The following is a 15,310-nucleotide window of genomic DNA, read 5'->3' as shown; positions in this document are numbered from 1 at the left end:
TTTGCGCCAAAACAGAGTCAGGTGTTAGATGGTCAAAATACGGCGGTTTACCGATCCGTTTTATGTTATGAAAAAATCGAAATTCCTTTATCTGTTACTCCCTGTCTTCCTGACAGGATGTGCTGTTTTGCATCATTACTCATTGGGCGATATAGACAATAGATCCTCCGTCAAACCGAAACCGTTTACCATTATGGTAAGTGAAAAAGGGATCAACTTAAACGAAGGACTTGCCTTGGTGCAGGGAGGATTGTATGCAAGCGATTCTTCCGCCAACGCCGACGCCATTAAAGATATCGAGTATGTCAAACTCATCATCACCCTCTCCACGATGGGGCCGCGCACAGGTGCCATGACATTTGTAAAAAATTATACGAACCCGATCCCCGAATTGTTGTATAAAGAATGTCCTTCGGGAAATATTACCGGTCTGCGAAGCATTCGGGAAACTGCACAATACCCTGTGATCACGGGAGAAATTATTAAAATAGAAGGATACTGTCTTGATTCAATCTAAAACGACTTTTTGTAAAACTTTAACTACGATTATGCTATTCTCTTTGGTGGGATGTGCTCAATTGCAAACCGTTTCCATGACACCGCAACCCTTCCCAAAGGATCGCGAAGTTCCTATTCAAGCGGATGTTTCCAAATTGGTTTTTTTGGCATTTAACTTTAATAATGATTTTTTGGAAGAAATCCCCACCAAATTGACGGCACAATGTCCAAATGGAAAGATCACAGGTCTTTTTACAAAATACGAAATCATTCAATATTTCATAGCATATAGAATGAATGTAATCGCAAAAGGATACTGTGTTAAATGAACAAAGTATCTAAGATTTTCGGTTTCATCTTTATTCTGGCTTTTGGAACCGTTGGATGTACGTATTCCATTCATCAGTTTCATGCGGGGGATACGGAAAGACCTGCAAAGATCGAATCGGTAAAACAGATAGTTGCAGAGGCGGAACAATTTACGATCTTGGGAATTGTGAAGAACACGGATTATGTGGATGAAGCTCTCCACAAATTGATCGCTCAGTGTCCGAATGGAATGATTCAATCCATCGGTAGCCGATTTAGCACGGATTTGGGATTTTTATCCTGGACCAATCGAATCCGATTGGAAGGTTCCTGTGTTGTTGCACACTAATTAAATCCATTATCTAAATATAGTTCCGCCGGTGGGAAATAGATAAGGGCGAGGGCGGGGGAAGTCGGTATTTTTTATTTTTTTGATCTTCGTAGCTGCCGGATTCGTCGGATTGGCCGCAATGGATATGTCAAAACTGATGGAAGAAAGCAGATAACCTCCGTCACATGAGTGAATGGTTTGCAGCGGGTAAACATACCTGAGATCATAAGTCGGTATCAGCACATAACGCACAATTTGTCCTTCTGAATTGTATTCCAGGATACCATCGTGACTGAAAGAACCGGGATATTGATTCCCCAGATTCGGATTCATGCTTCCGTAGGAAACAGATGTATAAACGGATCCGTTGGGATAAATATCTATATTGCCGGGAAAAAGATCCAAATCAGTCGTTCCGAAATAACTGATCCATTTTCGATTCAGGTTCGAATCCAGTTGCACCAAAAGAGGGTCGTTCGATGCGGATGGACCTCTGATTTCTCCTCCGATACTTCCCGCCAAAGCCAAGCCCAGGTAGATTAGATTTTTGGAATGATCGTATTGGATGGACGGAGGTACCACATTGATTATATTGCTATCGGTTCCAATAAAGGTATGTTTCAGATTTCTGGTATTTACATTATAATGCAAAATTACATACTGAAAGTTAACGGAGGCACCCGTATACGGGAAGATAGGCGACGAAAAAAAAGCAGGGTCTAGTGCCGCCTTGGATTTGCCGAGTATCAGAATATTGTCGTCGTCTATTTTCTTTAAGGACATTCCTTCCGTTGTTTGGGTACTATTCCCCACGGATAAAAACCAATTGCCTTTTCCGCTCGGAGAAAGGTTGACAAGGATCAAATCGGTGTTTGCTGCTCTACTGGGGAACCTATCTTCTCCGAAACCTTTTGGTTTGGAAGCGGCGGAAGTATAACCTAAAACCAGAATTTCTCCGTTGGATCTGGTTTCCAATGCGGCGGTTTTGAAATTGTTTACCCCTTCATCGTTGATATAAGTATTCCAAATCACATCTCCGTTGCTTGCGACGGAAAAGACAGCTATGTTCGTATTGGAGATTCCCGAATAAGCATGAATCGGAGTTCCTACCGAACTCAGTACATTGGCGGTCGCGATGACTCCGTTATCGGTTAATTTCAAATGGTTGAAACCGTCGTCAGCAATGCCGAGGCTTCTGGACCAAAGTATCTTTCCGCTCGCGTTGAATTTAATCAACATAACATTCAGCGCGTTTGTTCCGGATACTTCATTCAATCGATTTTCAAATGTATCGTATGTTTGGAAGATTGTATAAACTTCTCCGCTTGCATTTTCAACGGTATATAGAAACGGTTTTCCTCCCGCTCTGGATTCAAGATGGTTGAATTCCCATTCCCGTGCTTCACATTGCGGTTTGGCTTCCAAGAGATACTTTGTGAATAGATTGGTAAATGTGAAAGGATCTCCGGTATTATTGAGATGGAGATTGCAAAAGCTGAGACTCGCAAGGAGTAGAAGGAAACCCGGGAAACGATTCATTAGGAAATAAATTAACCATTTCCTAAAAAGAGTCAATAGGATTTCCCTGGTTTTTATTTTGGAAAACGGATTTTGATTCGGGCTTAAGCTCTTCCTATCTCCATCGCTTTGTTATACATCGCTTTTGTGCCCGTGATCATTTGCACATTTGCTTCATAAGAGCGGGATGCTGAAATCATATCCGTCATTTCCGTAACGATATTGATATTCGGCATTTCCACATAACCCTTTTTAGGTCCGATCTGTATGGCATCCGGATGACTCGGATCATAATTCAACCGGAGAGGACTCATATCCTTTTCGATTCTCATTACCTTCACGCCTTTGCCTTCTCCCGGAGCAACTCCGAACGGATAAACGGGGCTTTTCCATTTTGTTCTGAGATTGATTGGAGTAAGTATTACCCTATCGCGACGAAAAGGACCATCCCCGTTCGTATTGCGGGTTGTAGTGGAGTTTGCGATGTTATTTGAGATTACGTCCATGCGAAGACGTTGTGCGGAAAGACCGGTCGCCGATATATTGATTGAATCAAACATGCCCATATGATTTTATTCCTCTTTCTGCCTTTTACGTAGTTCGCATAACAATATTTAACAGACGATTGTTCTGGTTGAGCCTTTCAATCATCAGGTTGTAAGTCATCTGGTTCTGATTGGCTTCCACGATTTCTTTTTCAATGTCCACATTGTTTCCGTCGGGACGCATGGTTGTGAGATAATCCACATTCACTTTCGGTTTTACATCTCTGTAATCGAGAGGTTTGAAAAATTCGATATGTCTTTCGTTTGTGATGAGGGTAGGGACTGCTTTTTCCTTTTCGATTTTTTCGGATTCGAAGGCGCGTTTGAGCATGGACTCGAAATTCACCTCCGAACGTTTGAAATGAGGAACGTCCGCATTGGAGATATTGTCAGTCAGAACCTTTCTTTTGGTCATTGCGGCACCGAGGCCTCTTTCCAAAAGATCTTGCGTTTTCATAAAATGAGTAGATTCGAACATGACTAACCCTCTGGTTTATCCTTCGACCAGATTCTCTACCGGGTTAAGCGATTTATGTCGTTTAGCCTCTCCTTTTTTTATGCGTTCTTCCACGACCTGTTCGAAATAGGTCTCGTAATTGGGAAAATTAGTCCCCATGATCCGGTCCCAAACATTGAAGTAGAGGCTGTAATTGCCCTGGAATTTCTGGTGGTGAAGATTGTGATGGGTGGATGTGTTGATCCATTTGGTAAGTGGTCCCCGCGCCCAGGATTTGGGAAAAAACTCATAACCCAAATGCCACCAAATATTCATCACCATCGCATAGAAGGTGTGAAAGATCACAACGTTGAAATGGATCGGGACAAGCATGATAAAGGGAACAATATAAATTCCTTCGAGAAATGCCTCTGTCGCTTGGAAACGATATGCGGCTAGGGGAGAAGGATTGATCGACATATGATGTTCGGAATGAACATAAGGATATACTTTCCTGTTGTGGGCGAACCTGTGCATCCAGTAGAACCAGGTTTCATGCCAAACGGTAATCAATAGAAAACTAAGTAGAGCATAACCCCAGGCCTCAAGACCGCTGATCGAACCGAAATAAACTTTGTTCGGAATCAATTTCATTTTGGAAAGAGTGATATTGACAGTTGCAATCAAGGTAAACATCACTAGTGTAACGGCTGATTGACGAAACTCCTGCCATACCTTTTCCGCTTTAGGATAAACCTTCTGAATTCTGAATCTTTCAAAATAATTCTTTTTCCAAAGATAAAAAAACAAAAAAGCAACACCTGCAATCGGATAATAACGGATAAAATTCATAATCAGTTGTGCAAAAGAGACTTTTGTTACACAATCTAAAACAAGCTCACATTGAATGGGTCCGAACATCGGCGATCCTCCAAAAAATTTCTGATCTCAGTATACTCCGGTTTTAAAAACCAATCGACCGGATGGATCAATCCGGAAAGAAAAAAGAATCCGGATACATCTATTCGGAATGAATTCGTAGGAATTACGATTTTATTTTCTTTCTGTATTCGGTGGGACTCATTCCTGTTTCTCTGCGAAATGCGTCGTAGAATGTGGATTTTGAGGGAAATCCTACCTCATAAGCAATGGAAAGGATCGTTTTTTCTTTTTGTTCCGCGCAAAGAGTCTTTGCTTCTTCGATCCGATAAAAATTGACAAACTGAAAAAAGTTTTTTCCCAAATGGAGATTCAGATACTCGGAAAGTTGATGAGGTGAGAGGGAAATCCGGGCAGCGAGCTCGGAAAGATTCAATTCATCTTCCCTATAGATTTTTTCCTCTTCCATCAGATGTTTCAATCCTGTGCCGATTTCATCCAGATTGACGGAACTCAATTGAGTGGTTTGGTATTTTTTCGCTTCCTGAACGATCCGTTTGACTTCATGCATCAGCTCCGGATTTCTTTGCCTCATAAAATAGACCCAGATAATCAGGATTCCGAAAATACAGGAAACTATATCCAGTCCGTATCTGGAATTGAAAGAGATTGTGATAAATCCGATCACTCCGGACACTCCCGAAATGGACAATACGATTAGCACCAAACGAAGATGAGCTGATGACTGGATCGTTTCCCAGCGGACGTATCTGAAAATTTGTTTAAACACAAAGTAGATGGAGTAAAAAGTAGGCAACTGGACGATAGCGATCGAGAGTTTGATTAAAAAAGGTATCCCCTGAACAGGGTACCTCAGAAAAAGTTGCCTTTTTGTTTCCACATCACTTGTGTAATACGGAAAAAGCAGAATCAATATGAGACCACTGGGGGCCCATTCCCAAAAGCTGATTTTTTCAAAACCTTTGTCTTCTCTCCATATGGAAGAAAAATATCTTTTGAGCAGTGCACCAAGGAATGCTGCAAGTGGGAGGTGGATTAAATAAAGATGAGGATAAAGGAGAATGGCATCCGTTCCCACAAAAACAGTATGAGTTTGAAAAATCCCTCCTAGTAAAAACAACAAGGCTTGGATATAGGATTGGTAGGACTTTTCCCTGGTTATGATTTCCCCTATGGCGAATAAAAAGGAAAGTCCTCCCGTAAATGCGATGAATCCCTGAATGTAAATGGAGTGGTGCACGTATTTTAATTTTGTCTCCCAAACACTTAGAAAATCAAAATAAAATCACTTGCCATAAATAAGAAACCAGTATTATTTTAGATAGAAAATATCGTGGCAGACAATGCTAGATCAACATCATTTTTATGGGAGGGGAGTACTCTAGAGGTCTATCTTCCCGAAGTATTATTGTCTCACCAAACAGCAGAAACATGGGCTGAGGCGAATTCTCAATTAAAAAACCAATCTCCCCAGTTGATTCGGGTCATCGCAAAAAAGTTGAAAAACACGGATTCTTCCGGGATTTCCTTTTTACATTTTTTGAAAACCTTCCAGGAAAACAAACACAACCGGTTCGAGTTACACGAGTTAAACGAAAAATTCCAATATTCCTATAAAATAGCTACGGAAGAATCGAAGGCTTCCTTTCGTCCTCCCGTGCTCAAATTGGGCAAACCCGAAAAAATCGGAAAGTTCACCATTGATTACATAACCGAGTTATCTTTTCTTATTTCTTTCACGGGCGAATTGACGGTCTCTTTCTGGAAATCTGTATTTCATCCTTCCCGCATTCGTTGGAAAGACGTATTCCGGGTTTCGGAGGCGATGGGAGTGAATGCATTTCCCATCATTGCCATGATCGGATTTTTACTGGGACTCATCATGTCTTTTCAGTCAGCTATCCCGATGCGCAGGTTCGGCGCTGAGATTTTTGTGGCTAACTTGGTCGGTTTGTCTTTATTCAGAGAACTCGGGCCTCTTATGACGGCGTTCATTCTGTCCGGCAGATCGGGTTCCGCTTTTGCCGCAGAGCTTGGAACTATGAAGGTATCGGAAGAGATCGATGCCTTGACTACGATGGGTCTTCCCCCCGTTCAGTTTTTGATTGTTCCAAGGCTTGTGGCTTCGCTTCTTATGACACCTCTCCTAACAGTTGTTTTTAATTTATTCGGCTTGATCGGCGGTGCGATCGTATTACTCAGTTTCGGCTTTCCACTCGTTACTTTTGTCAACCAAGTAAACATCGCGGTCGGTTTTAACGATATTGCCGGCGGACTTTTGAAGTCTTATTTTTTCGGAATGATCATTGCTGCGATAGGATGTTACCGGGGATTGAAAACCACAACGGGTGCCGGTGCCGTAGGAGAATCTACAACGGCGGCAGTAGTCGGTTCCATCATATTGGTTTCGATTTTGGACGGAATATTTTCCATCGTTTACTTTTATCTGGGGATATAATGGAAGACTCGATCATAGAAGTGGAACATTTGAAAACCGGATACGGCCAAAATATCGTTATGAATGATATTTCCTTCTCAGTCAAAAGAGGAGAGATCTTCGGAATCTTAGGCGGCTCGGGTTGCGGCAAATCCACTGTCTTGAAAAATATGATCGGACTTACTCCACCTATCAGCGGTAAGATTTGGATTGAAGAAGACGATATCGTCACCGCCACAGGAAAAGATAAAATCCGCATTTGGAATAAAATCGGGGTGATGTACCAACAAAGTGCTCTTTTCGGTTCCATGACATTATTGCAAAATGTAAAACTTCCTTTGGAAGAATTTACAAATCTTCCCGTCGAAGCTATGGATACCATCGCAAGAATGAAACTGAAGATGGTGGGTTTGGAAGCGTTCGTAGATCTTATGCCGTCCGAACTTTCCGGCGGGATGAAAAAAAGAGCGGCGATTGCCCGGGCAATGGCGATGGACCCGGAGATATTATTTTTAGATGAACCTTCGGCGGGACTCGATCCCATTACGAGTGTGGATTTGGATCACCTAATCATCCGTTTGTCGAGATCCCTTGGAGTTACTTTTGTGATCGTGACACATGAATTGCCGTCTGTTTTTACCATGGCGGATCGGGTGATTGTTTTGGACAAAGAAACAAAGGGAATCATCGCCGAAGGTCGCCCCAAAGATTTAAAAGAAAAAGCAAAAGGGTCTTTTGTGTATAGATTTTTCAACCGACTTCCCGAGGAGAGTACCGGAAAATGAACCAAGTGAATATGAGTTATTTTAAGGTGGGTGTATTCGTACTCGCCAGTTTTTTTGCTCTCATCGGATTTGTAATTACATTCACTGCGGGCGCCTTGTTCCAAAGATCGATCAAATTGGAAACATACTTTGATGAATCGGTTCAAGGTTTGGACATAGGCTCTCCTGTAAAACACCGTGGTGTAAAAGTCGGATCGGTAGAAGCGATTTCATTTGTACAAAACGAATACCCTGACAAGCTGGACGGAGAAATGTCCTATCGTTACGGACGTTATGTGATTATCAAAATGTCTGTTCCCGATTTTGTGCAAGGAGTGAGCGGTAACGAGCTTAAAAAAACGGTAGAAAGGATGATTCATAACGGACTTCGCGTTCGTTTGGCGTCTCAAGGGTTGACCGGAACCGCTTATTTGGAATTGGATTATCTTAATCCGGAAAAGAATCCTCCTTTGGACATCAAATGGGAACCTAAAACCAATTACATTCCTTCCGCGCCTAGTACGATCTCCCGTTTTACCGCATCGGTCGATAAGTTCTTCGACTCGTTGGACAAGGCGGACGTAAATAAAATATTAACAGGTGTTAATGACTTGGTGAATAATCTCAGCCAAACGGTAACCGATGCAAGATTGGGAGATATTTCCAGGGAAGCGGTGGGTCTACTTGCGGAACTTCGTAAAACAAATGCGGAAGTGAAAAATCTGATTGCACAACCGGAGCTTCAAAACACTCCCAAAAAAATCGATCAAACGATCACTCAATTGCAAACAACGATCAAACGACTCGATACTCTGCTTGCATCCAACCAAGGAGATATCTCCGTTTCCATTGAAAATCTTCGGATTGCTTCCGAGGACTTAAGGGAAGTTACCGCAAATGCCAAAAAATATCCGTCTCAGTTCTTATTCGGAGAAGCTCCTAATAAATCCAAAATATGGAAATAACGGGTAAAAGTTCAGTTATGTTATTTAAAAAGAAAATTTTACTTCCTATTGCTTCGATTCTTATCGCCTTTTCTTCGTTTGGTTGTTTCGGGATCTCCAAAACATTTCCCGAAAAAAAGTTTTTTCTGATCGAGACAGGATTTTCCAGCCCGAACCTTTCTCCTTCGAAAGGATCTGCCGTCAAAGTAAGGCGGTTTTCCATTTCACAGAAATTCGAAGGAAAGGAGCTTGTGTATAGAAAAGACGATGTGAGTTACGAATCGGACTATTACAATCTTTTCTTTATTCCTCCGGCAACCAATCTGAAGGAAGAAATCTTAAAAGGTCTGATCCAACTCAAACTGTTCGAATGGGATGCAAGTTCCAATACAAAAATCGAACCTACTCATTATTTGGAAGCTAACGTGCGTTCTTTGTACGGTGATTTTAGAAACTCTCCGAAAGCAGTATTGGAAATCGAATTTCTTTTCTATATTGAAACGGAAGGCAATACCAAGATTCTACTTCGAAAAACGTATGAAAAAGCGGCTCCTATCGGCAAAAAAGAACCGGAAGCTTTGGTTTTGGGTTGGAATGAAGCTTTGGGGCAAATCGCAAAGGAGCTTGAAACCGACCTCAGAGATAAAATCAGATAAGCAGATCACCGAATGCATAGGTAGTTTCCGCAACTAGTAACTATCCCCTATTGAAGTCGTTTTGTTTTCCTATAAAATGATTCTTGTTAAGGAGAATCATATGAAATCGAATCGGAATCGGAAATGGAAGTTGGGAATATTTGGAATTTTGAATCTGTCTTTGTTTTTATTTGTAGGATGTGCTTCCGGCAATTACTACGAAAGAGATTGTTACAATGAACCGTCTTGTAGAAACAATCAGCACTACAACGGAAATTCGGGAAATTACAACTACAACCGGATGTACTATTATCAACAACCTTCCTATAACCGCGGGGGCGGTGGCTCACATCACAACCCATTCCATGTTCCTGCGGGAAGATTTCATAACGCAGGCAATCCGGGTAAGTGGAGGTTGTAGTTCTAACCTGAAAAAATGAGAAGGATCTGAAATTTAGAATTGAAAATATGAGGAAAGCTTCATATTTTAGATTCAGATTTTCCTATGGCAAATGTAACAAACAAAGATTTCTCCATTCGTCCCGCGCTCCCAAAAGATGTAGAGGGAGCAGTTCCTTTGATTTATTCTTCAGGTCCCAAGGCATGGTCTTTTGTGTTTCAGGAAGGGGCCACAAGCCCATTTGATTTTTTACAAAAATCCTTTGTGGAACGGGGAAATACGATTTCCTATTCCAATCATTTTGTAGCTACCCAAGGAGATTCGGTAGTGGGTAGTCTGATTGTTTACAAGCAGCCCGTGTTCTTATTATTAACCGTCGGTACCGCAATCAGAATTCTTTCCATTTACGGAAGCAAAGCATTGAGAGTAATCACGCGCGGACTCAAAGCGGAGGCGATGATTCAACCTCCCAAATCCGATTGTTTGTACTTAGGTCATATTGCGGTGTCCGAATCGGAAAGAAAAAAAGGAATTGCAAAAGAAATGATGCGTTATGCGATCAGTGCCAATCCGAAATCGAAAAAAATATCCTTAGATGTATCCGTAGAGAACGAGCCCGCCATTTCTCTCTATAAAAGTTTGGGTTTCCAAGTGATCGCTACCAGGAATCTCCCCGGCGCTTCGGGTATTGTGCCTGATCATCATTATATGGAAGTGGAAAGAAAGGATTTTAAATTTTCATAAGATCCAAATCATAGGTTTAATGTTTATTATTCACCGGTCGTTTTCATTAAGATATTTTATATATTTTAACTTACTTATTTTTGTATTTTCCTGTTCTTCGCAGAAATCCCATTTGCCTCTTAAAAATTTGAAATCGGAAACAAAACCTCCCGAGTTTGTAGATTCGCTCGTGTTTGGAAAATGGTTTGAACCTCAGTTTGGAAATCCCATTGAGAGACCGGAAGGAGAAGGAAAAAGATTTTACGTATTATTTAAGGAGAAAGATTCGAATAGGGTTTTGCGTTCCGTAACAATACAACTGGACAACAAGGAATTCAAATTGAAACCCAAAGAATATTTCTATTATCCTATATCTTACGCGGCTTATGCGGCAAAGAGATCGCTTCTTGTCCCGGATTTAAGTTCGATGGTTCGGAATATAAGAAATCGTCCTTGGGAACAACAACCTTATTATGCAGCCGACGCCGGGTTTGTAGTAATCATCATGGGTGGTGTCTTCGTACTAGGAACAACGGGAGGGTTCATTGCCGGCCTTGGAAAAGGATCGTATGAATTAACAGATGATATATGGAAGGGATTCACTCTTACCGGACAGGAAGTAGTTTTAGAGTATACCGATTATTCGTATGATGAAAAAGGAAAATTGATTTTAGTATCTTCCTACTTGCCCTATCGGGCAGTTACTAAATCGGTGATTCCTATTTATGATCCGAAAGGAAAGAAGGAAGTCGCTACCTTTTACCCTTCCGCAAATCCTGCTTTGTTATCCGAGATTCAATATAAATACGGAAATCGCTCGGATGTTCCCGTCTTTGCCGTCTATAAGGAGTTTCTGCCGAAAGAAAACAAAAAAATAATACGACTACCGCTATCGAAATAAATGAATCTAAGTTCTTGACTCTTTTTTTTAGAAAATTAGAATGCGACGGTGCGCCTGATAGAATCCATAGCACCTTTCTACTTTGTTCTGATCTTAGCAGAGATTTTATATACTTATAAATACAAACTTACTTTTTACAGCTTTAGGGATTCGATAACGGATTTGAGTTTGGGGACTCTTAGCCGGATTGCGGACGGGGTCATTCTTTTAGGAATTGTTTTTGTTTATCAAGTTTTACAAAATTCATTTTCTTTTGGAAATTTTCTTCCTTTGTCTTTGGTAAGTTCAAAGTCACCTATCAGTTGGGTGATTCTTTTTGTTTTGGTGGATTTTTTATTCTATTGGGCGCATAGGTTTGCCCATGAAATCAACTTGTTCTGGGCATCACACGTCGTTCATCATTCGAGCGAAGAGTTCAATTTGTCCGTGGCACTTCGGCAATCCTTTGTTCGGAATCTTTTTATAGGAATTTTCTATCTTCCTTTGGCGGTTTTCGGATTTTCTGCGGAAGCTTATCTGATCACCGATGCTTTGAATCGCACTTATCAATTTTGGGTGCACACTCGGATCATTGATAGGCTTCCGTTTTGGTATGAGCTGATATTCGTAACACCTTCTCATCATAGGGTGCATCATGCGGTAAATCCGCGTTATATTGATAAAAATTACGGAGGAGTGTTCATTTTTTGGGACAGATTGTTCGGAACGTTTGAAGAGGAAAAAGAAGAGCCGGTGTACGGTGTAGTCAAACCTTTGGGAACATTTCAACCGATTTGGGCGGAAGTACATGTGTTTTCGGATTTGTTCCGGGATTTTCGCCTGACAAAGAATAAATGGGAAGGCTTCCTTGGATTTTTCAAACCTCCCGGATTTCGACCTTCCGATTTGCCCGCTTACCCGAAACCGAAGCCGGTGAGTCCTTATAGTTTTATAAAGTTTTACCCGAAGGGAAAGGAAACAAACGGATTTCGGTTTTATATAATTTCCCAGTTTATTATCACTGCGTTGTCTTCCCTGATTTTCATCAAAACATACGGTAAGTGGTCGCATTTTGAAATTTTTGTTTTCACTTATGTGATTGTTTTTTCGTTTTATTCTTTGGGCAAAGCATTGAATAGTCAAACAGATGTAAAACGGTATGAAACGGCCAAATGGATTTTCTGGATTCTGATCGCCGGATATCTTTTTATTTGAAATTTCGAATCCAATGACGTGACATAATGTCCGCGGGGATCTTTAAGCCCCCGCCCTGAATTGGGTGGAGGAGGCGGGCTCGTGGGCTTTCCTTACCTTCCCTTTATCACAAAACCCTTTTGAGCGCGAACCCATTTCGCATTTCTTTAAAATTTCTTTTTAAAAGTTCGTCTTTTTGACCTGCTAAGGTCGGTTTGTTTCTTTTACTTTCGGTTCAAAAAAACGAAGGAGGAAAATGCCGAGTCCAAGGCCGATCGATTGTGCTAGGATAAAATGGATTACGTCTTCCGGACGAATGCCTGCAAATGTATCGGAAAACGATCTGGCAATTGTTACCGCCGGGTTAGCAAAAGAAGTGGAGGAAGTAAACCAATAAGCGGCTGTTATATAAGATCCTACTAGTACCGGAACTTGGTTTCCCGCATGTCTTGTTCCTAAAACAATTGTAAGCAAAAGTCCGGTGGTTGCTAAAATTTCGGATGCCCATTGCGGGAAGCCGGTTCTTACGTGGGTAGAGAATTGGAAAACAGGAAGCTCGAAAATGAAATGAGAGAACCAGACTCCCAATAGACCACCTAATATTTGTACTCCGATATAGCCGTAAGCCAAACGATTCGGAATGTCTTTTTGGGTTTGAAAGAAGACAGTAACGATCGGATTGAAATGTGCACCTGAAATAGATCCGAAAATAGAAATCAAAAAATATAAGCCTGTTCCTGTCGCGATCGCATTTGACAGGAGTGCAATGGCGATGTTACCCGAAGCAAGATTGTTTCCCATAATTCCTGAACCGATGATAATGAGCAAAAGCATAAAGGTTCCGAAAAATTCAGATCCCAATTTTTGTAAATCATTATAGATTGGAGTGATATTCTTGTTCAAATTTGATCCCCGTGTTCTTTGTTTTTCAGTCATAATCAACAGCAAGCTCCCGAAGGTGCCTCTCCGGAAGAAGCGGAGGCTACTGGGCTCGGGCCGCAATCGAAAAGACCCATATGTTTTGATTTGTCCCCTACGATCCTGAAATGTTCCTTGTATTGGGTTTTAGATAACATGTCCGCGGTATTTCCGCAAACTAACATAGGTTTATCCGTATAAAGAATGTGATGATCGTCGAGTAGAAAACTATGGGGATGCTCTTCTATTGTTCCTTTGTAAAAAGCAACTTGTCCGAAATCTTCGCAGCGATCTTCCAGAGGTATCTTAAAAGCTCTGAATGTGATTGAATGAAAATTTACATTTCCTATCTTTTTTTCTATTTCGGGGTTTTGTAAGTTCAATTTTGATTGGGATACGACTCGAAAATCATTGATCCCTAAATGAAATAGAAGTCTTCGGAAATCTTCCGTATACAAGGCTCCCCCCAAACATTCCCCCAATAAAACAGGGTCTTTGCTCAATTCTTCCGGGATTCTGCGATCTGCGAAAACGTCGCTGAAGTATAATTCTCCGCCTGGTTTCAGAACTCTGAAAATTTCAGAGAAAACCAATTTTTTGTTAGGTGATAAATTCGTGACGCAATTGGACACTACCAAGTCGATTGAATTGTCTTCGATTCCTGCGGATTTTAGATCCTCAATGTATCCTTTTTTAAAGGATACATTCGATTTTTGATATCCGAATTGGTTTTTATGATAATCCAGGTATGAGTTTGCAACATTCAGTTGCTCTTCGGTCATATCGACTCCTACGACAGATCCGTTTTCTCCCACGAGCTTGGAGAGAAGATAAACATCTCTTCCGGATCCGCATCCTAAATCAAGAACGGTTCTGCCGGCAAGCGAAGGCGGGAAAGGAGAGCCACAGCCGTAAAATTTTTCTTTTACTTCGGGATGGATTTTGCTAAGAATCGGTTGGTAAGAAGATGGTAATGTTTCGATACTGCAACAAGCCGAAGTTTTCAAATCTTTATTCGTTTGTAAGACCTTACCGTAATAATTTTGAACTGCATGTAAAGTTTCCAATTCATCTGCTGTAGGCATATTTTCTCCCGAATCCATAATAATGATCTCTATTACATCAGATTTTCTTTTCATGTCTTCTCTACAAGCAGATTCGCTTTGTTATGACGGTTCGGTTGTCGATAATTCCAATTTATTGTTCTTTTTTAGGACTCCTAAAGTGTTTTCTTTTTCTGTTGAGAATTATTTTATGTATGATAAATAGTTTAGAATATTATAATAAATTATTTATTTGATTTCAGCTTATGAATTATTTTTTGGACGAACCGGGTTTCGTCGTCATAAAATGATTCATTTCCGTTTACGATTCTATAGATAGCTTTCGGAAAATCTTTTATTGACAGAGCGATTTCCGGAGATAAGCTATAACAGGTACCAATAATGAAATATTTACATTCCATGATCCGGGTGAGAGACTTGGACAAAGCATTGCATTTTTTTATTCAAGTGTTGGGTTTGAAAGAGACCCGCAAGTCGGAACACCCTGAAGGAAAATACACATTGGTGTTTCTTTCGACGGGAGAACCGGATGCGCCGGAAGTGGAACTAACTTTCAATTGGGGTCAGGAAGAGCCTTATACCGGAGGAAGAAATTTCGGTCATCTTGCTTATGAAGTGGATGATATTTACGCTACTTGCGAAAGGATTCAATCTCTGGGAGTTCTGATCAACCGTCCTCCCCGGGACGGAAGGATGGCTTTTATCCGTTCTCCTGATTTGATTTCGATTGAGTTATTGCAGAAAGGGAAACCTCTTCCTCCGAAAGAGCCATGGTTGTCTATGGCAAACACCGGCGAATGGTAAATCTGCATCG

General features: G+C 41.1%; 19 protein-coding genes. 12 read left to right on the top strand and 7 right to left on the bottom strand.

Translation table 11 applies throughout. The annotated features are described in order from the left end of the window. Positions 1–28 precede the first annotated feature (28 nt). Genes DI077_RS14270 through DI077_RS14260 form a run of 3 tightly spaced genes read left to right on the top strand, consistent with a single transcriptional unit; the run spans position 29 to position 1,156 of the window. Complete coding sequence (locus DI077_RS14270; RefSeq protein ID WP_109020522.1) at positions 29–517, top strand: hypothetical protein; 489 nt, start codon at positions 29–31, stop codon at positions 515–517. Then, positions 504–827: a hypothetical protein gene (locus DI077_RS14265; RefSeq protein WP_109020521.1), complete on the top strand. Its 324-nt coding sequence runs from the start codon at positions 504–506 to the stop codon at positions 825–827. The genes DI077_RS14270 and DI077_RS14265 overlap by 14 nt, the downstream gene beginning before the upstream one ends. After that, on the top strand, positions 824–1,156 hold the full coding sequence (locus DI077_RS14260; RefSeq protein ID WP_109020520.1) for a hypothetical protein: 333 nt from the start codon (positions 824–826) through the stop codon (positions 1,154–1,156). Before DI077_RS14265 ends, DI077_RS14260 begins: the two co-directional genes overlap by 4 nt. Positions 1,157–1,165: 9 nt before the next feature. Here DI077_RS14260 and DI077_RS14255 read toward each other — a convergent pair whose 3' ends face one another. From DI077_RS14255 to DI077_RS14235, 5 genes are all read right to left on the bottom strand, one after another. Continuing rightward, a complete protein-coding gene (locus DI077_RS14255; RefSeq protein WP_109020519.1) occupies positions 1,166–2,677 on the bottom strand; it encodes a hypothetical protein in 1,512 nt (503 codons plus the stop codon). An 83-nt stretch (positions 2,678–2,760) separates the two neighbouring features. Beyond that, on the bottom strand, positions 2,761–3,222 hold the full coding sequence (gene flgC, locus DI077_RS14250) for a flagellar basal body rod protein FlgC (protein ID WP_109020518.1): 462 nt from the start codon (positions 3,220–3,222) through the stop codon (positions 2,761–2,763). Between the two features lie 25 nt (positions 3,223–3,247). Next, the gene (gene flgB, locus DI077_RS14245; protein WP_109020517.1) at positions 3,248–3,679 is read right to left on the bottom strand and encodes a flagellar basal body rod protein FlgB; all 432 of its coding nucleotides are present in this window, start codon (positions 3,677–3,679) and stop codon (positions 3,248–3,250) included. A gap of 15 nt (positions 3,680–3,694) precedes the next feature. Further along, positions 3,695–4,558 carry a sterol desaturase family protein gene (locus DI077_RS14240; protein ID WP_109020516.1) on the bottom strand — a complete coding sequence of 288 codons (864 nt, stop codon included), beginning with the start codon at positions 4,556–4,558 and terminating at the stop codon, positions 3,695–3,697. A gap of 124 nt (positions 4,559–4,682) precedes the next feature. Next, positions 4,683–5,777, bottom strand: a complete 1,095-nt coding sequence (locus DI077_RS14235; protein ID WP_242935214.1) for an AraC family transcriptional regulator — start codon at positions 5,775–5,777, stop codon at positions 4,683–4,685. A gap of 93 nt (positions 5,778–5,870) precedes the next feature. On the opposite strand from DI077_RS14235, the gene DI077_RS14230 reads away from it, so the two are divergent. The 8 genes from DI077_RS14230 (at position 5,871) to DI077_RS14195 (ending at position 12,535) form a co-directional block, all read left to right on the top strand. Then, positions 5,871–6,995 (top strand): MlaE family ABC transporter permease, encoded by a 1,125-nt coding sequence (locus DI077_RS14230; RefSeq protein WP_109020515.1) that lies wholly within the window; start codon positions 5,871–5,873, stop codon positions 6,993–6,995. Then, complete coding sequence (locus DI077_RS14225) at positions 6,995–7,759, top strand: ABC transporter ATP-binding protein (protein WP_242935213.1); 765 nt, start codon at positions 6,995–6,997, stop codon at positions 7,757–7,759. Before DI077_RS14230 ends, DI077_RS14225 begins: the two co-directional genes overlap by 1 nt. Continuing rightward, a complete protein-coding gene (locus tag DI077_RS14220) occupies positions 7,756–8,703 on the top strand; it encodes an MlaD family protein (RefSeq protein ID WP_109020514.1) in 948 nt (315 codons plus the stop codon). Before DI077_RS14225 ends, DI077_RS14220 begins: the two co-directional genes overlap by 4 nt. Positions 8,704–8,720: 17 nt before the next feature. Continuing rightward, the gene (locus tag DI077_RS14215) at positions 8,721–9,338 is read left to right on the top strand and encodes an ABC-type transport auxiliary lipoprotein, LBF_0736 family (RefSeq protein ID WP_109020605.1); all 618 of its coding nucleotides are present in this window, start codon (positions 8,721–8,723) and stop codon (positions 9,336–9,338) included. Positions 9,339–9,438: 100 nt separating this feature from the next. Then, positions 9,439–9,738: a hypothetical protein gene (locus DI077_RS14210; protein WP_109020513.1), complete on the top strand. Its 300-nt coding sequence runs from the start codon at positions 9,439–9,441 to the stop codon at positions 9,736–9,738. A gap of 84 nt (positions 9,739–9,822) precedes the next feature. Continuing rightward, the gene (locus tag DI077_RS14205) at positions 9,823–10,461 is read left to right on the top strand and encodes a GNAT family N-acetyltransferase (protein ID WP_109020512.1); all 639 of its coding nucleotides are present in this window, start codon (positions 9,823–9,825) and stop codon (positions 10,459–10,461) included. A 112-nt stretch (positions 10,462–10,573) separates the two neighbouring features. Further along, positions 10,574–11,341 carry a hypothetical protein gene (locus DI077_RS14200; protein WP_109020511.1) on the top strand — a complete coding sequence of 256 codons (768 nt, stop codon included), beginning with the start codon at positions 10,574–10,576 and terminating at the stop codon, positions 11,339–11,341. 48 nt (positions 11,342–11,389) lie between these two features. Continuing rightward, positions 11,390–12,535, top strand: a complete 1,146-nt coding sequence (locus DI077_RS14195; RefSeq protein WP_109020510.1) for a sterol desaturase family protein — start codon at positions 11,390–11,392, stop codon at positions 12,533–12,535. Positions 12,536–12,718: 183 nt separating this feature from the next. On the opposite strand, the gene DI077_RS14190 is transcribed toward DI077_RS14195, so the two are convergent. Continuing rightward, positions 12,719–13,417, bottom strand: coding sequence for an aquaporin (locus DI077_RS14190; RefSeq protein ID WP_217351559.1), 699 nt, complete (start codon positions 13,415–13,417; stop codon positions 12,719–12,721). A 35-nt stretch (positions 13,418–13,452) separates the two neighbouring features. Beyond that, positions 13,453–14,571, bottom strand: a complete 1,119-nt coding sequence (locus tag DI077_RS14185) for a methyltransferase domain-containing protein (RefSeq protein WP_242935212.1) — start codon at positions 14,569–14,571, stop codon at positions 13,453–13,455. A 306-nt stretch (positions 14,572–14,877) separates the two neighbouring features. Here DI077_RS14185 and DI077_RS14180 point away from each other — a divergent pair, with 306 nt between their 5' ends. Then, the gene (locus tag DI077_RS14180; protein WP_109020508.1) at positions 14,878–15,300 is read left to right on the top strand and encodes a VOC family protein; all 423 of its coding nucleotides are present in this window, start codon (positions 14,878–14,880) and stop codon (positions 15,298–15,300) included. Positions 15,301–15,310: the final 10 nt, after the last annotated feature.

The organism is Leptospira kobayashii (assembly GCF_003114835.2).
Taxonomy (GTDB): domain Bacteria; phylum Spirochaetota; class Leptospiria; order Leptospirales; family Leptospiraceae; genus Leptospira_A; species Leptospira_A kobayashii.
Note: the sequence above shows the minus strand (reverse complement) of the source record. Positions and strands in the feature narration are given on the sequence as shown.

What these genes read in the sequence shown, in the direction of transcription:
- DI077_RS14270 (WP_109020522.1), top strand. Translation starts at nt 29, where the DNA reads ATGGTCAAAATACGGCGGTTTACCGATCCGTTTTATGTTATGAAAAAA.
- DI077_RS14220 (WP_109020514.1), top strand. Translation starts at nt 7,756, where the DNA reads ATGAACCAAGTGAATATGAGTTATTTTAAGGTGGGTGTATTCGTACTC.
- DI077_RS14260 (WP_109020520.1), top strand. Translation starts at nt 824, where the DNA reads ATGAACAAAGTATCTAAGATTTTCGGTTTCATCTTTATTCTGGCTTTT.
- DI077_RS14205 (WP_109020512.1), top strand. Translation starts at nt 9,823, where the DNA reads ATGGCAAATGTAACAAACAAAGATTTCTCCATTCGTCCCGCGCTCCCA.
- flgB (WP_109020517.1), bottom strand. Translation starts at nt 3,679, where the DNA reads ATGTTCGAATCTACTCATTTTATGAAAACGCAAGATCTTTTGGAAAGA.
- DI077_RS14240 (WP_109020516.1), bottom strand. Translation starts at nt 4,558, where the DNA reads ATGTTCGGACCCATTCAATGTGAGCTTGTTTTAGATTGTGTAACAAAA.
- DI077_RS14210 (WP_109020513.1), top strand. Translation starts at nt 9,439, where the DNA reads ATGAAATCGAATCGGAATCGGAAATGGAAGTTGGGAATATTTGGAATT.
- DI077_RS14255 (WP_109020519.1), bottom strand. Translation starts at nt 2,677, where the DNA reads ATGAATCGTTTCCCGGGTTTCCTTCTACTCCTTGCGAGTCTCAGCTTT.
- DI077_RS14185 (WP_242935212.1), bottom strand. Translation starts at nt 14,571, where the DNA reads ATGAAAAGAAAATCTGATGTAATAGAGATCATTATTATGGATTCGGGA.
- DI077_RS14225 (WP_242935213.1), top strand. Translation starts at nt 6,995, where the DNA reads ATGGAAGACTCGATCATAGAAGTGGAACATTTGAAAACCGGATACGGC.
- DI077_RS14215 (WP_109020605.1), top strand. Translation starts at nt 8,721, where the DNA reads ATGTTATTTAAAAAGAAAATTTTACTTCCTATTGCTTCGATTCTTATC.
- flgC (WP_109020518.1), bottom strand. Translation starts at nt 3,222, where the DNA reads ATGGGCATGTTTGATTCAATCAATATATCGGCGACCGGTCTTTCCGCA.
- DI077_RS14180 (WP_109020508.1), top strand. Translation starts at nt 14,878, where the DNA reads ATGAAATATTTACATTCCATGATCCGGGTGAGAGACTTGGACAAAGCA.